We start from the raw sequence: 14,918 nt of genomic DNA on the forward strand, positions 1-14,918 counted from the left end.
CAAAATGCCGTGTATAATCCCAAATTCTTTAATATTCATGACGTAACCGTGCAAAAGCAACTCCAGCAACTGGCCGCAGACATTCCCTCCTGCATGGGTGCAGACCAGTACCCTCTGCGCAGACAACTCGACAAAATCCGTTCTGTTGCCAGCGCGGGTAAACCCTTCGAAAACCTGCTGGAAAAGCTGGTGCTTGCCATACAGCTATCTGCACAAAAGCGGGCGCAACGTGTTGCTTCATTGCCTGTCCCCACCTTCCCGGAAGAACTACCCGTTTCGGAAAAGCGTAGCGAAATCGCACGGGCGATTATGGATCATCAAGTCGTCATCGTGGCAGGTGAAACCGGTTCCGGAAAAACTACTCAAATTCCGAAAATTTGTCTGGAAATCGGGCGGGGGGTCGGTGGTTTGATTGGCTGTACCCAACCTCGGCGGATTGCTGCGAGATCTGTGGCTTCGCGCATTGCAGTGGAGCTGAATTCTTCCCTTGGGCAGACGGTGGGCTACAAAGTGCGTTTCACTGACAAAATCAGCCAAGAAAGCTTCATCAAAGTCATGACGGACGGCATTTTGCTGGCTGAAACTCAGAATGATCGTTTCCTGAATGCCTACGATACGATCATTATCGACGAGGCTCATGAGCGCAGTCTCAATATTGATTTTCTGCTGGGTTATTTCAAGCAATTATTACCGAAACGGCCTGATCTTAAACTGGTCATCACATCAGCCACTATCGACACTGAGCGCTTTGCCAAGCATTTCAGTAACGCGCCGATTATTGAAGTATCGGGCCGCCTGTATCCGGTTGAAGTGCGTTATCGGCCTATTCGATCTGATGATGAAGATGAGCAGGAACGAGATCAGGAACAGGCCATTCTAGATGCGGTTGACGAATTATCCCGACTGGGCCGAGAAGGGGATATTCTGATTTTTCTGCCGGGTGAACGGGAAATTCGCGAGACTGCGGAAGCGCTGCGCAAACACCACCCGGCACACACGGAAATTCTCACGCTGTTTGCCCGACAATCGGCTCAGGAACAGGAACAGATTTTCAAACCATCCGGTGCGCGGCGTATTATCCTGGCGACCAATGTCGCAGAAACTTCGCTCACTGTGCCCGGTATCCGTTACGTGATAGACCCAGGCCATGCCAGAATAAAACGCTACAGTTATCGCAACAAGGTAGACCAACTGCTGGTTGAAAAAATATCACAGGCTTCTGCCAACCAGCGCTCTGGACGGTGCGGGCGGGTAGCTGCGGGCGTGTGTGTGCGCTTGTATGGCGAAGATGATTTTAAAGCGCGCGCGCCTTTCACGGACCCGGAAATTCTGCGTACTTCACTGGCCGGGACAATTTTGCGCATGCAAGGTTTACGGTTAGGCACAGTAGATACCTTCCCCTTTTTGGAAGCACCCATACCCCGCATGATTGCAGACGGTTATCAACTTCTGCAAGAACTCAACGCAATGGATACCGAACGCAATCTCACTGCAGTCGGAACACAGTTGGCGAAACTGCCCATTGACCCAAAAATTGGCCGCATGCTGCTTGCCGCCGAGAAAGAAAATTGCCTCAATGAAGTACTGATTATTGCCTCTGCCATGTCTGTTCAAGACCCTCGCTTGCGGCCGATGGAAGCGCAAGGACGTGCAGACGAACGACACCGCCGATTTGCAGATGAACGCTCGGACTTTATGGGCTTTCTGAAACTGTGGGATTTTTACGATGATGCGCTCAAGCATAAAAAATCCAATCGCAAACTGCTGGAACAGTGTCACGAAAACTTCCTTTCGCTGATCCGCATGCGTGAGTGGCGTGACATTCACGGCCAGCTGCATACCCAAATTGCAGAAATGGGTATGCGGTTAAATCAGATTCCCGCTGCTTTTGAAGAAATACACCGTGCGCTATTAACCGGTTTGCTCGGGAACATCGGCGTCAAAGCGGAAGAAGGACACTATCAGGGTACCCGTGAGATCAAGTTCAATATTTTCCCCGGCTCCGTCCTGCACAAGAAAAATCCTAAGTGGGTCGTAGCTGGCGAGCTAGTTGAAACCACTAAACTGTTTGCACGAACCGTTGCAAAAATCGAACCGGAATGGGTTGAAACAGTTGGCGAACATCTGATCAAACGCCACTACTTTGACCCCCATTGGGAAAAGGCGCCCGCTCAGGTAGTGGCGTTTGAACGCACCTCACTGTACGGCCTTACCCTGAGCCCGAAAAGACGTATACATTACGGCCCCATCGATCCTAAACTTTCGCGGGGACTGTTTATCCGGCAAGCGCTAGTAGAAGGCAACTACGATAGCAAGGCCCGGTTTTTTGAACACAATCGCAAGCTGGTGGAAGAAATTCGCGAACTGGAGCACAAATCACGGCGCCAGGATGTGCTGGTAGATGAAGAACGCATGTTTGCTTTCTTTGATAAGCATATTCCACAAGGCATCTTTAACGGCTCTTCTTTCGATAAGTGGCGGCGGGAAGCCGAGAAAGAACAACCACGTTTGCTGTTTATGACACGTGAAGACCTGATGTGCCATGGTGCAGAAATGGTGACTGTAGAACTGTTCCCACAAACACTTAATATTGGCGAAACTCCCTGCATATTGACTTATCGATTTGAACCGAGTCATCCTTTAGATGGTGTCACGTTAACTGTACCACTGCATTTGCTGAATCAGGTCAATGAAGCGCGTTGCGAATGGCTGGTGCCGGGTATGATCCGAGAAAAAATCACCTCCCTGATAAAGGGATTGCCTAAACAAATACGCCGGGCTTGCGTACCGGTACCCGAGTTTGTGACAGCTGCTCTGACTGATATACCGTTTGGTAGCGGCCCGCTGACAGAATCCCTTGGGCGATTCATTCTCAAAAAAACCGGTGTTGAAGTACCACCGGACAGTTGGAACAGTGCTGATATACCCACCCATCTTCAAATGAATTTCCTGGTAGTAGATGATGCCAAGCAGGAACTGGGCATGGCACGAAACCTGGCTGCGCTGAGAGAAAAACTGGGCCAAGCCGCGCAAGTGACTTTTGCACGGGCCCCATCGCTGGATTTTGAACGGGAAAATATCACCACTTGGGACATTGGTGATTTGCCGGAAGTGATCACTTTCAAGCGCGGCGAAACGCAACTGACCGGCTACCCCGCACTGGCGGATGAAAGTGGGATTGTTTCAATCCGATTATTTGATACACAGGAAGCAGCCAATACTGCCATGCGAGAAGGTGTGCGCCGGCTGCTCAGACTGGTACTGCGTGAGCAGATCAAGCAACTTGAAAAGAGCCTGCCTGGTTTTACGCAAATGGCTATGCAGGCACGTACCATTGAAAACCCGGACGAACTCAGGGAAGATCTGCTGATTGCGATCACGGACCGTGCTTTCATTGGCGACGATGAGCTTCCCCGCAACGAAAAACAGTTCATCGCCCAGAAAGACCGTGCCCGCACCCGGCTAGCCGCTGTGACACAGGGAGCCTGCCGCATCACTGGGGAAATATTTACCGAATACCATGCCATCCAATCCAAACTTGGTGGCAAACTCCCACCGCCTTTGGTGACAGATATTCGGGAGCAGCTCGCCCACCTCATTTATAAAAATTTCATTTCGGCCACACCATGGGAGCAGTTGCAGCACCTGCCTCGTTACCTCAAAGCCATTTTGCGCCGAATTGAAAAATATCCTGGTGCTGCCGCACATGATGCACGCCATAGCGCTGCAGTCAAAGAACATTGGCAAGCTTACCAAACGCGGCTGGATAAACAGCGCAAAGCTGGCAACTCGGGTGCTGAACTCACCCAATTTCGCTGGATGATTGAGGAACTAAGGGTTTCGCTATTCGCGCAGGAATTAAAGACGCCTTATCCGGTATCAGCAAAGCGATTACAAAAGGTATGGGAAGGGATTAACAAGTCTTAATAACTCTCGGCAGCATTCGTTAGGCTGATAAAAGGCATTTGGATAACCGCTGAGGCGCGGAGGCGCTGAGAAAAAACAACCCTTGCACCAACTCATTATTGAGGCAAGGAATTACTTTCGTGCAACGTCTTGAAAAACCTCTGCGCCTCCGCGCCTCTGCGGTTAAAACTGTTTTTCTAGCGTGAAACTATTTCTTTTCCGGCTTCAAAAAAGTAATTACCTGCGCGTTAGGTGCATTTCTGGTGCCGCAACCTGCTTCACCATTTTCCAAGTCCAGCTCGGCTTCATGGATCAGATTGATTACATCCACATAATCCTTGTCTTTCACCATCATCAAAGCGGTTCTGCCGCCTTCGTTTTTAGCCTTGGGATCAGCACCGGCTTTCAGCAATACTTCTACCACACCGGCTTCACCGTAACCCGCAGCCACCATTAGCGGACGCGTACCGTATACAATCTGATGTTCGAAATCCGAACCAGCATCGATCAGCGCTTGCACCACATCCGGAAAGCCCCGATCCTGTTCAGCGTTATAGATCCCCTTCATCAAAGGGGTCCAACCCACTTCGTTTGTTGCCTTGATATCGGCTCCTGCTGCCAACAGCGCTTTGACCATTGCCAGATTGCCAGAATTAGCCGCAATCATAAGCAGGGTATCCCCTTCTGCATCACGCATATTCACATCGGCACCTGAGAGCAAACCGCTTACTTTTGATACATCACCGGATTTTACCGCATCCAATAATTCGTTAGACATGTGACATTCCTCTGCAAAATAGCCCTCTATTACCTCAAACCCTTTGCGTTTCGTCAACCCCTCTCTTGAAAGGGTAAATCCAAATCTAGCCGAAGCCCCCTATATAGCTAGTGTTTCTGGTATTACATCAAAAAAATTCCATGTCAAAGATTCCGGATTAAGTCTTAGGCGGGCAATAAAATCCGAATAATCTAAAAACCGACTTGATGGTATGATTTCATTTTTCGCAAAATCGTCTCTGAGCAAAATCACCCAAGCATGAATAAAACCATTACACAACGCATTGCTGAAGAAATTTCAGCACATGAGAAACAAGTCATTTCCGCCATTCAATTATTGGATGAGGGCGCGACCGTTCCTTTTATTTCCCGCTACCGTAAAGAAGTGACCGGTGGCCTGGATGACACACAATTGCGCAATCTTGAAGAAAGATTGGGTTATCTGCGTGAGCTGGAAGATCGCCGTTCCACGATCATCAAAAGCATTACTGACCAAGGGAAACTCACGCCTGAACTGGAGCTATCCATACAGACCGCAGCTACCAAGACAGATCTGGAAGACCTGTATCTTCCCTACAAACCCAAACGCCGCACCAAGGCACAGATTGCGCGTGAAGCCGGGTTAGAACCTTTGGCTCTGGCCTTGTTTGAAGACCCCACCCTGGATCCCGAACAAACCGCGCAAACTTATATTGATGCAGAAAAAGGAGTAGCAGATACAAAAGCGGCGCTGGATGGCGCGCGCCAGATACTGATGGAAAAGTTTGCTGAAGAAGCCACCTTGTTAGGCAAGCTGCGTGAATATATGTGGGAAAACGGTATTCTGAAATCTGCCATCGTTGCCGGCAAAGAAGAAGCCGGTGCAAAATTCGCTGATTATTTCGAATACAGTGAAGCCCTCAAGGCCATTCCGTCTCACCGTGCTTTGGCACTTTTCCGTGGCCGCAATGAAGAAATTCTGCAACTCACTTTGCTGTTGCCGGAAGATCTGGAAGAAAACGCCAGAATGCAACCCAATACCTGTGAACGCATGGTTGCCCAGCAATTTAATATCCGCGATGCCGGGCGCCCTGCAGACAAATGGCTGCTGGAAACAGTACGCTACACCTGGCGCATCAAGATTTTCCTGCACTTGGATGTAGAACTCATGATGCGCCTGAAAGAAAGCGCAGAACTGGAAGCCATCAAGGTATTCGCCCGTAATCTGCACGATTTGCTGTTGGCCGCCCCTGCTGGACCTAAGGCTATTCTCGGCCTGGACCCTGGTCTGCGTACCGGTGTTAAAGTGGCTGTTGTGGACGTCACCGGCAAGATGGTGGATACCGCTACCATCTTCCCGCACGCACCGCGCAATGACTGGGACAGATCGCTTGCCACACTTGCCCAACTGGCTAAAAAACACAAAGTGGAACTGATCAGCATTGGTAACGGCACCGCATCCCGCGAAACCGACAAGCTGGCTATGGATCTCATCAAACAGCTTCCTGAAATGAATATGAATAAGTTAGTAGTATCGGAAGCTGGCGCGTCAGTCTATTCCGCATCCGAATTCGCCGCAAAGGAATTCCCTGAACTGGACGTTACCCTGCGCGGAGCTGTTTCCATTGCCCGTCGCTTGCAAGACCCGTTGGCTGAACTGGTGAAAATCGATCCAAAATCCATTGGTGTCGGCCAATATCAGCACGATGTCAGCCAACCTGCATTGGCGCGCAGTCTGGTTGCTGTAGTGGAAGATTGTGTGAATGCAGTGGGTGTAGACGTCAATACCGCCTCGGCACCTTTACTCACGCGTGTTTCAGGGCTGAATGCCACTTTAGCGAAAAATATCGTGGATTACCGTGATCAGAACGGTGCTTTCAGTTCCCGTGACCAGCTAAAAAAAGTGCCGCGCCTGGGCGACAAAACCTACGAACAAGCTGCCGGATTTTTACGCATCATGAACGGCAACAATCCGCTGGATGCCTCCAGTGTTCACCCTGAAGCTTACCCGGTTGTAGAACGCATCGTGGCAGCCATCAAACGCGATATCAAATCAATTATCGGTGATACCGCCCTGCTACAAAAGCTCGACCCACGACAATTCACCGACGAACATTTCGGCTTGCCGACAGTAACGGATATTCTCAAGGAACTGGAAAAACCGGGACGTGACCCCCGCCCTGAATTCAAAACCGCCACCTTTCAGGAAGGCGTGGAAGATCTGAAAGACCTGATTCCCGGCATGATCCTTGAAGGCGTTATCACCAACGTCACCAATTTTGGCGCATTCGTGGATATTGGCGTTCATCAGGATGGGCTGGTGCATATTTCGGCATTAGCGGACAAGTTTGTCAAAGATCCGCATTCCGTAGTGAAAGCCGGAGATGTGGTAAAGGTAAAAGTACAGGAAGTGGACGAAAAGCGCCGTCGCGTTGCGCTGACCATGCGTTTGAATGATACTGGCAGCCCAGTACAGGCAAAAACCTCGTCACCGGCTAACAACAAGCCACAACGCAAACCTGAATCCAAACCTCAAGTGCAAGACGGTGCCATGGCTGCAGCTTTTGCCAAGTTTGGTAAAAAATAAGCCTTCATGCAATTTATTGCACAGGGCCAAATTACACCAATTGGATAGCAGCAGGTTCCCTCACCCCTTGTGGGAGAGGGACAGGGGGAGGGAGTAACTTGTCAGTTTGCTTTACTCACAAAGAAATCAGCATTAACGTAAATAACGCTATGAATACCAACCCGTTTTCTTCACTACCCGCCTTTCGCCATGCATTTAACACTGGCCTTTCAGCGATGCTTAAAAATGGCGGACTGGGTCCATTTATTCTAGTTTGCGCCAACGCATCTTTTGATCAGGAAATTCAAACAGCCACTTCAACAGCACTTTCCACCTTGTATGAATCACTCAAAACAAGCTTCGGCAACGCGCTGGAAGAAGGCAGGACCCTACAGGAAGTAGAAGAAGATCTGCTGGTGTTTCTCAAAATTAATGCGATTGGATTAGACAAACTCAAATCCACAGAAAATCGGACAGAAGATAAATGGACGCTGCAATTCAACCATCTGCGTGCTTTCCGTCCCAAACGTATTACCACCACTATTCCGCCGGGTATTCGTGCTGATTTTGACGACAATGGTTTCCACTTCAACAAGGGGTTCATGCAGAAGGAAGCCTTCTGGGCTGGCGAAGTCGCCGATAAATCTACCACGCTCTATTACAATAAATACCCCTTTGTGGATTTCCATGGATTACTGGTACCAGAGCGCGAAAAATGCCACCCCCAGTACCAGACAGAAGCTTTCAACAGCTATATGTGGGCATTGACACAAGAGCTGGCGCAGACTCTGCCGGGTGTGGGCTTTGGCTATAATTCCCTTGGGGCTTTTGCTTCGGTCAACCATTTGCACTTCCAGATGTATGTCCGTCCAGCCGGTATGCCTGTGATGCATCCCGACTGGCAACACAATGGGGGCACAGATGCTTACCCAACTTCGGTTACAGTTTGTCTCACGGCACAAGATGCCTGGCATGCAATCGAACGCCTGCACCAATTAGAAATCCCCTACAACCTGCTCTACACGCCGGGCAAGCTGTATCTGTTCCCGCGCAAGAAACAAGGCACTTACCCTCAGCCTGCATGGACCAGCGGGTTTACCTGGTATGAAATGGCGGGGGGCATGATCAGCTTTAACCGAGATGATTATGAAAAACTAAATACCCAGACAATCTCTCAAGAACTAGCACAGTTAGCCATTACGGCATAACCTGTTCTTCACCAAACTAAAAACATGCATAGAATCATATCGATTCTGCTCTGCTTCGCGTAAAATAAACAAATGATACAGACTCCCCCACCAATAAATTCCTACCGTAAATACTGGGCAAAACGCTTCGGCGTTGCCCCTGTACTGCCCATGTCACGTGCCGAAATGGACAAGCTTGGCTGGGATAGCTGCGACATTATTCTCGTCACCGGTGACGCCTATATTGACCACCCTAGCTTCGGCATGGCACTGGTAGGAAGACTCCTGGAAGACCAGGGGTTCCGCGTGGGGATCATCAGCCAGCCGGACTGGCAAAGCGCCAAAGCCTTTGCTGCACTGGGCAAACCCAATCTGTTTTACGGAGTGACGGCCGGCAACATGGATTCCATGGTCAACCGCTACACTTCAGATCGTAAACTGCGTTCAGATGACGCCTACACGCCTGATGGTGCAGGCGGTAAGCGCCCTGACAGAACCGTGGTTGTTTACTCTCAGCGCTGCAGGGAAGCGTATGGTGGTGTGCCTGTTATCATCGGCGGCATTGAAGCCAGCCTGCGCCGTATTGCCCAGTATGATTACTGGTCAGACAAAGTACGCCGCTCAGTACTGCCGGATTCCAAAGCGGACATGCTGCTTTTCGGCAATGCAGAACGCGCCCTGGTAGAAGTAGCGCACAGATTGGCCCGTGGCGAAGCCATTTCAGATATAAAAGATGTGCGCGGCACCGCAATCATGCGCAACGAAGTACCGGAAGGCTGGAGCGAAATCGACTCCAGTCACCTGGACACTCCCGGCCCTGTTGCGCCTAAGCTCAATCCCTATGACTGGGATGAAAACAAAAAAGATAAAGCCTGCGATCAGGATAATCCAAAGCCGCCAGCAGAAAGCAATGTGCTGCCGCTACAGTTCCAGCACCGCAAGGTAATGAAGCTGGACCGCGCAACCAGCGTTATCCGCCTGCCATCTTACGAGCAGGTCGGTGAAGATCCGGTGCTCTACGCCCATGCTTCACGTATTCTGCATACGGAATCCAATCCGGGTAACGCGCGTGCATTAGTGCAAAAACACGGCAAACGCGATGTATGGATCAACCCGCCACCCATTCCGCTGACCACACCTGAGATGGACCATGTCTATGGTCTGCCTTACAACCGCCTGCCGCATCCGTCTTACGGCAATGCCAAAATTCCCGCATATGAGATGATCCGGTTTTCGATCAACATCATGCGCGGCTGTTTTGGCGGGTGTACCTTTTGCTCTATTACAGAACATGAAGGGCGTATTATCCAGAGCCGGTCAGAAGAATCCGTTTTAACCGAAATTGAAGAAATCCGCGACAAAGTACCGGGTTTCACCGGCATTATTTCTGATTTGGGCGGCCCTACCGCCAATATGTATCGCCTCGCTTGCAAAAGCCCCAAAATCGAATCCGCCTGCCGATTATTATCCTGCGTCTTTCCGGAAGTCTGCAGTAATCTGGGCACCGATCACGCTCCGTTGATTCAACTCTACCGCAAAGCCAGAGCGATTCCTGGCATCAAGAAGATTCTGATCAGTTCAGGCCTGCGATATGACTTGGCTGTACTCAATCCAGAATACGTTAAAGAACTGGTCACACACCATGTGGGCGGCTATCTCAAGATTGCACCGGAACACATTGAGGAAGGCCCACTTTCCAAGATGATGAAACCGGGTATTGGTGCGTATAACAAATTTAAAGAGTTATTTGAAAAATACTCGAAAGAAGCAGGTAAAGAGCAATATTTAATTCCCTATTTCATCGCAGCCCACCCCGGCACCACAGATGAAGACATGCTGAATCTTGCGCTATGGCTTAAAAAGAACAGCTTCCGCCTGGATCAGGTACAAAACTTTCTGCCCTCTCCAATGGCGCTGGCAACGGCCATGTACTATTCAGGCAAGAATCCGCTATGCAAAGTCACTAGAGATAGCGAAGCCGTCAAGAGCCCTAAATCAGCCACAACACGCAGACTGCATAAAGCTTTTTTGCGGTATCACGACCCCAACAACTGGCCACTCATCCGCGATGCGCTCAAAAACATGGGCCGCAGCGATTTGATCGGCAATGGCAAACAACACCTCGTACCCCACTGGCAACCAATGGGAACAGGCCTGGCACACGAAGGTGCCCGACGCCCCGGAGCAGATGCGACGCGCCGCACCCCACACCCGGCAACAACAAGAACCATTACCCCCACGCGCAAAGCCCCCACCAGGACTTCAGGGAAGCGCAAAGCCGAAGGACGAGGACGTTAAATGGATCAGGCCAGGATCAATCAGTGTATTGAGATAGCGTGCGAGAAGGGATGCACAGAAGTGAACGCAATTATCGAAAAACTGGAAACTGGCTTGCCTGTTCCTGAAGCCAGCATGCTGAACGAAGCAGAACAAGAAGTGCTGCTTCAGGAATTGAAGTCCATCATGGCAGTATACGAAAGTAAGTAGGCTTAATAGGTTTGGCGCTTAAGTTTGATAATGACAAGAGGTGGTTAAATGCATTTTTTAACCGCAGAGGCGCAGAGGCGCGGAGGCGCTGAGAAAGATTGCGTCACCTAGCTAGTTCCCATCTGGAGACGCTATATCCCCTCTCCCCTTGTGGGAGAGGGGAGAGGGGTTAAATTTCAAGGCGTCACCACCCTCTCCCTGGCCCTCCCCCATCAAAGGGGAGACAAAAATAGATGTTTCCGGATGAGAACTAGCTATTTCTATCAGAGCGTTTTGGCTTTATCTGTCTCTGGATTGCACTTATTCAGTTTAAAGTACTAGTTGTTCTCTGCGCCTCCGCGCCTCTGCGGTAAAGTTTTTAAAAAAACCATTACCCGCCTGCTAACATTTGCCTAATGACTAGCCAGCTTGCCCATCTCTGTCAGGATTGAATAAACCAGCTCACGCCCCTGCACGCTCATCCCTTTGGCCAACTTATCGGCATCCCGCTCACCGTTCACCAGTTGCCGCATCATCCCGCCCAATTTCGCCATATCCCCACCGGCCTTGACCATTTGCTCAGCCATATTCGCCAAAAGCTGCAATGCCTGCGTATCACCCTTGCCTGCTGCATCAATCATGGTGGCCAAGCCTGGTGCAGCCAGACCGGCATCCGGTTTGGCGTTAGGGTCAGGCAACGTTGCCGGATTTTGAATACCGCGAAGAATCGCTTCAACAATCACGCCATCTTCCTCATCTAACCCCATAGTCAGACTGACATCGCGACGTCCATTCAAAATCTGGCGAATAATCATGACAAGATTGCCCCAACCATTCTGGACAGACATTTCAAGTACAGGTTCCAGTTCCGGGAGCATTGCACGGTTACTGCAAGCCATCACAACGCGCGTAATAAGCGCTGCATGCGCCTGAATAATTTGTTGCTGCCTTGGGGGCAATGCTGACATCTTATCGATCTCCAGAAATAGGTAAAAGCCGAAAAAGGCATAAGTAATTTATATAATAACAAAACTCAGCAATCAATAAACAACTGTTGCCGATATGAGCAATCTACGCAATACTAGATTCCATGAAAAAACTTACCTGCTTATATGTTGTATTAGCCCTGCTTATTGGCGGATGTACAGGCCTGCCAAGCAAAATGGAGCAACCAACCGTCACCATTTCCAGCATCAACTTGCTACGTGCTACTTTTCTGGAACAAACCTACCAGATGCAGCTACGCATTCAAAATCCAAACGATTTTGCACTGCAGATTGATGGCCTTTCGTACGAACTGGAAGTCAATGACAAACCCTTTGCCAAAGGCTTAAGCAACAAACCTATTACTGTTCCGCAATATGGTACAGAATTATTAGAGGTGGAAGGTATCAGCACACTGGCCAGTTTGCTACGCCAGTTTTCCGAAATGGATAAAACCCAAACCAGCATGCATTACCACCTGAAAGGTAAGTTAAACCTGCGCAATGCTGCAATGCCCATCCCATTTGACTACAAAGGGGAAGTTGCGATACCCACGCGGGAAAAAACATTGTAAATGTTTAAAGTTTGTCGAAAAAGTGCAATGCCTTTATAAAAAATAATGGGACTTGCATGATCATACCAATGAAATCAATGAAAGTTATATTGCAAGTTTTTTCCTCTGAATACACAAAGCATCCATCCCCTGCAATAAGTGAGATGACAAGAATGTGGTGGTTGGTTGAAAGTCCAGAATATGATGCCTAATATGTACCAAAATATGACGTTATTGTATATATCACATTGTTATATGACAAAAAGTTATCTTATTTATGGAAGTATCAGACGTCAATTAGGACGCCTAATAAATGTTAGAACTCTCAAAGGAGACAAGTATGACCTCTACTAGGCAATCATTCACCACACAAGGGCAGTGCCCAGTTATTGGTCGTCCTGTTTCATTGAGCGGCATTCGAGTGTCATTGATCGGTTCCACCGCAATCGCAGAAAAAACTGTTCAAATGCAGTGAAGTGCCTCGAAGCAAACGGCAATCTTGAGCGCATCCAAGGGTGCTTGCTCCACAATTTCAACGGGTGAGCATATGTCAGGGGAACCAATCAAACTCACCAAACTTCAACGCGAAGTCCTTGAAGCATTGAAGTCAGGTAAGCTAATCACGCACGACGACCACAACATGCCGTGGCTCGGTGAACACGCCCTTCAATCACAAACCAGATATTTCCTCACCGAAAACCGTCTCATCACACGTCAAGACAAAACACGCTCCATAGAGGCGAAAGGCAATGGGTTCATTATTTCGCCAAAGGGTCTGGCACTGATTAACGCGTCGTAGTCCATGATCATTACACGAGGCCCAACCCATCAATCCACGTAAGAGGCAAAGATCGTCGTGGAAAAACCAGTATTGAAGCTGCACCTGAACGTAAAGAGGGCAATACCATTCGATCATCTCCGCACGCAAAGCTACAAAAAATGAAATCCAGTACTACTCTGGTGAGAAGCCATGAAAACTGAATATGATCTTTCTAAAATAAAGTCTCGCAAAAATCCCTATGCCGCAAAACTAAAAAAATCAGTCACTATGCGCCTGAGCGAAGATGTAATTGGCTACTTTAAGCAAATGGCCGAAGAGGCGGGGGCACCCTATCAGAGCCTTATCAATTTATATCTTCGTGATTGCGTTGCATATCACAGGAAAATTGATATTACGTGGCAAGAAACGCCTTAACTAATAAGTTCAGTACGTGCGTAGCCACGTTCTGAACTGTACTCAAGGCCTATCCAGCGCATCATCTGTAAATATTTTATATGATATCCCTATGTTTGAAATAGTCAGAGCAGATCTAAATAATCATATCCATGCAGAAGCGCTCATACACTTGATGCGAGAATATGCCTTGGATCCAATGGGGGGAGGCAAGGATTTATCAGCATTTGCAATAGACAACTTGGCTTCTTTTCTCAACAACAGGAATGATGCCCATGTGATCTTTGCTTTCCATAACAATGAAGCTATAGGACTGGTTACTTGTATGGAAGGATTTTCAACATTTGCTTGCAAACCCTTACTAAACATTCACGATGCCATAGTTAAAACTGCATATCGAGGTCAAAGGGTTTTGAAAACTTTACTTCTCGAAGCTGAGAAGATTGCCATTGAAAAAGGTTGTTGCAAAATGACCCTGGAAGTATTGGAAGGCAATATTCCCGCTCGATCAGCCTATGTAAAGTTTGGTTTCCATGGGTATGAACTAGACCCCAAAATGGGTAAGGCGCAATTTTGGGAGAAACGATTATAGCAATTCATTTGATGAAAGCGCACCTACTATCCTATTGCATCGTAAAACCCTACTTCAGCTTTGACAGATTCATCTATTGCCTACCAACCATCAAAAACGTTACGCTTTTAAAAAGCATAATATAAAGGTGACCCATGGCCCCATTAAAATTCGAAAGTAATTCTGGAAAGCAAACAGCACTTTCGCTGATGAGTATTATTGCTGGCGTAACCTTGGCAATGGGCTTCCGTCACTTCGATGGACCAGGCATGACAAGCAACCTTGCGGGATTTTTATTGGGGCTGCTCTTGTTGTTCATTGGCATTGCTGCCTTTTTAGTCAGTGGTAAGCAAAAAATCGTCATTGATCCCCAAGCTCGGCATATCGCTATCGAAGACACCACCCGGTTCAGAACAAACAAAAGAACGATTTTTTTCAACGACATTGTTGATACCGGCATTGGTTTTCTCGGAAAAAAATCGAATTTTGTCAGTTACTATTACATCAATCTCCACCTCAAAAATGGAGAAATATATCCACTGTTTTCACCCGGACGTTTCTTTGACGGAAGTTCGGATAGATCGATTATGGAAACCCGGCGACAGCAGCTTGAAGAACTCATTAAAAATAAACAGTAAATTCAGTGCTGTGTGCTGCATACAGACTGATAAATTTTATTTTGGAATGCTTTATACATTGCGTACCCAATATTGCACACTTTCACGAAGCTACCAGTGATTAGAATATTTAAGATC

Annotated in this window: 13 protein-coding genes; 11 read left to right on the forward strand and 2 right to left on the reverse strand. The window is 48.4% G+C overall.

The window, feature by feature from the left end:
* Positions 1-9: 9 nt before the first annotated feature.
* Entirely contained in the window at positions 10-3,927 is a 3,918-nt protein-coding gene (gene hrpA, locus EDC63_RS09815) for an ATP-dependent RNA helicase HrpA (protein WP_223248291.1), read from the forward strand.
* Positions 3,928-4,114: 187 nt separating this feature from the next.
* On the opposite strand, the gene EDC63_RS09820 is transcribed toward hrpA, so the two are convergent.
* Entirely contained in the window at positions 4,115-4,684 is a 570-nt protein-coding gene (locus EDC63_RS09820; protein WP_124946609.1) for an ankyrin repeat domain-containing protein, read from the reverse strand.
* Positions 4,685-4,942: 258 nt separating this feature from the next.
* On the opposite strand from EDC63_RS09820, the gene EDC63_RS09825 reads away from it, so the two are divergent.
* The 4 genes from EDC63_RS09825 (at position 4,943) to EDC63_RS18970 (ending at position 10,902) form a co-directional block, all read left to right on the forward strand.
* A complete protein-coding gene (locus EDC63_RS09825; protein WP_124946610.1) occupies positions 4,943-7,249 on the forward strand; it encodes a Tex family protein in 2,307 nt (768 codons plus the stop codon).
* A gap of 149 nt (positions 7,250-7,398) precedes the next feature.
* Positions 7,399-8,436: a GDP-D-glucose phosphorylase 1 family protein gene (locus EDC63_RS09830; RefSeq protein WP_124946611.1), complete on the forward strand. Its 1,038-nt coding sequence runs from the start codon at positions 7,399-7,401 to the stop codon at positions 8,434-8,436.
* A gap of 72 nt (positions 8,437-8,508) precedes the next feature.
* A complete protein-coding gene (locus EDC63_RS09835; RefSeq protein ID WP_124946612.1) occupies positions 8,509-10,713 on the forward strand; it encodes a YgiQ family radical SAM protein in 2,205 nt (734 codons plus the stop codon).
* 60 nt (positions 10,714-10,773) lie between these two features.
* Positions 10,774-10,902 carry a hypothetical protein gene (locus EDC63_RS18970; RefSeq protein WP_262982228.1) on the forward strand — a complete coding sequence of 43 codons (129 nt, stop codon included), beginning with the start codon at positions 10,774-10,776 and terminating at the stop codon, positions 10,900-10,902.
* Between the two features lie 392 nt (positions 10,903-11,294).
* Here EDC63_RS18970 and EDC63_RS09840 read toward each other — a convergent pair whose 3' ends face one another.
* A complete protein-coding gene (locus EDC63_RS09840; RefSeq protein WP_124946613.1) occupies positions 11,295-11,849 on the reverse strand; it encodes a hypothetical protein in 555 nt (184 codons plus the stop codon).
* Positions 11,850-11,971: 122 nt separating this feature from the next.
* Here EDC63_RS09840 and EDC63_RS09845 point away from each other — a divergent pair, with 122 nt between their 5' ends.
* The 6 genes from EDC63_RS09845 to EDC63_RS09865 all read left to right on the forward strand — a co-directional run bounded on the left by EDC63_RS09845 (position 11,972) and on the right by EDC63_RS09865 (position 14,801).
* Positions 11,972-12,439, forward strand: coding sequence for an LEA type 2 family protein (locus EDC63_RS09845; RefSeq protein WP_124946614.1), 468 nt, complete (start codon positions 11,972-11,974; stop codon positions 12,437-12,439).
* Positions 12,440-12,758: 319 nt separating this feature from the next.
* Entirely contained in the window at positions 12,759-12,893 is a 135-nt protein-coding gene (locus EDC63_RS18975) for a hypothetical protein (RefSeq protein ID WP_262982229.1), read from the forward strand.
* Between the two features lie 72 nt (positions 12,894-12,965).
* Positions 12,966-13,217 (forward strand): hypothetical protein, encoded by a 252-nt coding sequence (locus tag EDC63_RS09850; protein WP_124946615.1) that lies wholly within the window; start codon positions 12,966-12,968, stop codon positions 13,215-13,217.
* Positions 13,218-13,388: 171 nt separating this feature from the next.
* Positions 13,389-13,613, forward strand: a complete 225-nt coding sequence (locus tag EDC63_RS09855; protein WP_124946616.1) for a BrnA antitoxin family protein — start codon at positions 13,389-13,391, stop codon at positions 13,611-13,613.
* Between the two features lie 91 nt (positions 13,614-13,704).
* Positions 13,705-14,184 carry a GNAT family N-acetyltransferase gene (locus EDC63_RS09860; RefSeq protein ID WP_124946617.1) on the forward strand — a complete coding sequence of 160 codons (480 nt, stop codon included), beginning with the start codon at positions 13,705-13,707 and terminating at the stop codon, positions 14,182-14,184.
* Between the two features lie 134 nt (positions 14,185-14,318).
* A complete protein-coding gene (locus EDC63_RS09865; RefSeq protein ID WP_124946618.1) occupies positions 14,319-14,801 on the forward strand; it encodes a hypothetical protein in 483 nt (160 codons plus the stop codon).
* Positions 14,802-14,918: the final 117 nt, after the last annotated feature.

This window comes from Sulfurirhabdus autotrophica, assembly GCF_004346685.1.
Classification (GTDB): Bacteria; Pseudomonadota; Gammaproteobacteria; order Burkholderiales; family SMCO01; genus Sulfurirhabdus; species Sulfurirhabdus autotrophica.

Bases quoted from the DNA above. Each gene is read 5' to 3' on its own strand.
- EDC63_RS09860 (WP_124946617.1), top strand. From the start codon at position 13,705: ATGTTTGAAATAGTCAGAGCAGATCTAAATAATCATATCCATGCAGAA.
- EDC63_RS09825 (WP_124946610.1), top strand. From the start codon at position 4,943: ATGAATAAAACCATTACACAACGCATTGCTGAAGAAATTTCAGCACAT.
- EDC63_RS18975 (WP_262982229.1), top strand. From the start codon at position 12,759: ATGACCTCTACTAGGCAATCATTCACCACACAAGGGCAGTGCCCAGTT.
- EDC63_RS09830 (WP_124946611.1), top strand. From the start codon at position 7,399: ATGAATACCAACCCGTTTTCTTCACTACCCGCCTTTCGCCATGCATTT.
- EDC63_RS09820 (WP_124946609.1), bottom strand. From the start codon at position 4,684: ATGTCTAACGAATTATTGGATGCGGTAAAATCCGGTGATGTATCAAAA.
- EDC63_RS09835 (WP_124946612.1), top strand. From the start codon at position 8,509: ATGATACAGACTCCCCCACCAATAAATTCCTACCGTAAATACTGGGCA.
- EDC63_RS09840 (WP_124946613.1), bottom strand. From the start codon at position 11,849: ATGTCAGCATTGCCCCCAAGGCAGCAACAAATTATTCAGGCGCATGCA.
- EDC63_RS09850 (WP_124946615.1), top strand. From the start codon at position 12,966: ATGTCAGGGGAACCAATCAAACTCACCAAACTTCAACGCGAAGTCCTT.
- EDC63_RS09865 (WP_124946618.1), top strand. From the start codon at position 14,319: ATGGCCCCATTAAAATTCGAAAGTAATTCTGGAAAGCAAACAGCACTT.
- EDC63_RS09845 (WP_124946614.1), top strand. From the start codon at position 11,972: ATGAAAAAACTTACCTGCTTATATGTTGTATTAGCCCTGCTTATTGGC.
- EDC63_RS09855 (WP_124946616.1), top strand. From the start codon at position 13,389: ATGAAAACTGAATATGATCTTTCTAAAATAAAGTCTCGCAAAAATCCC.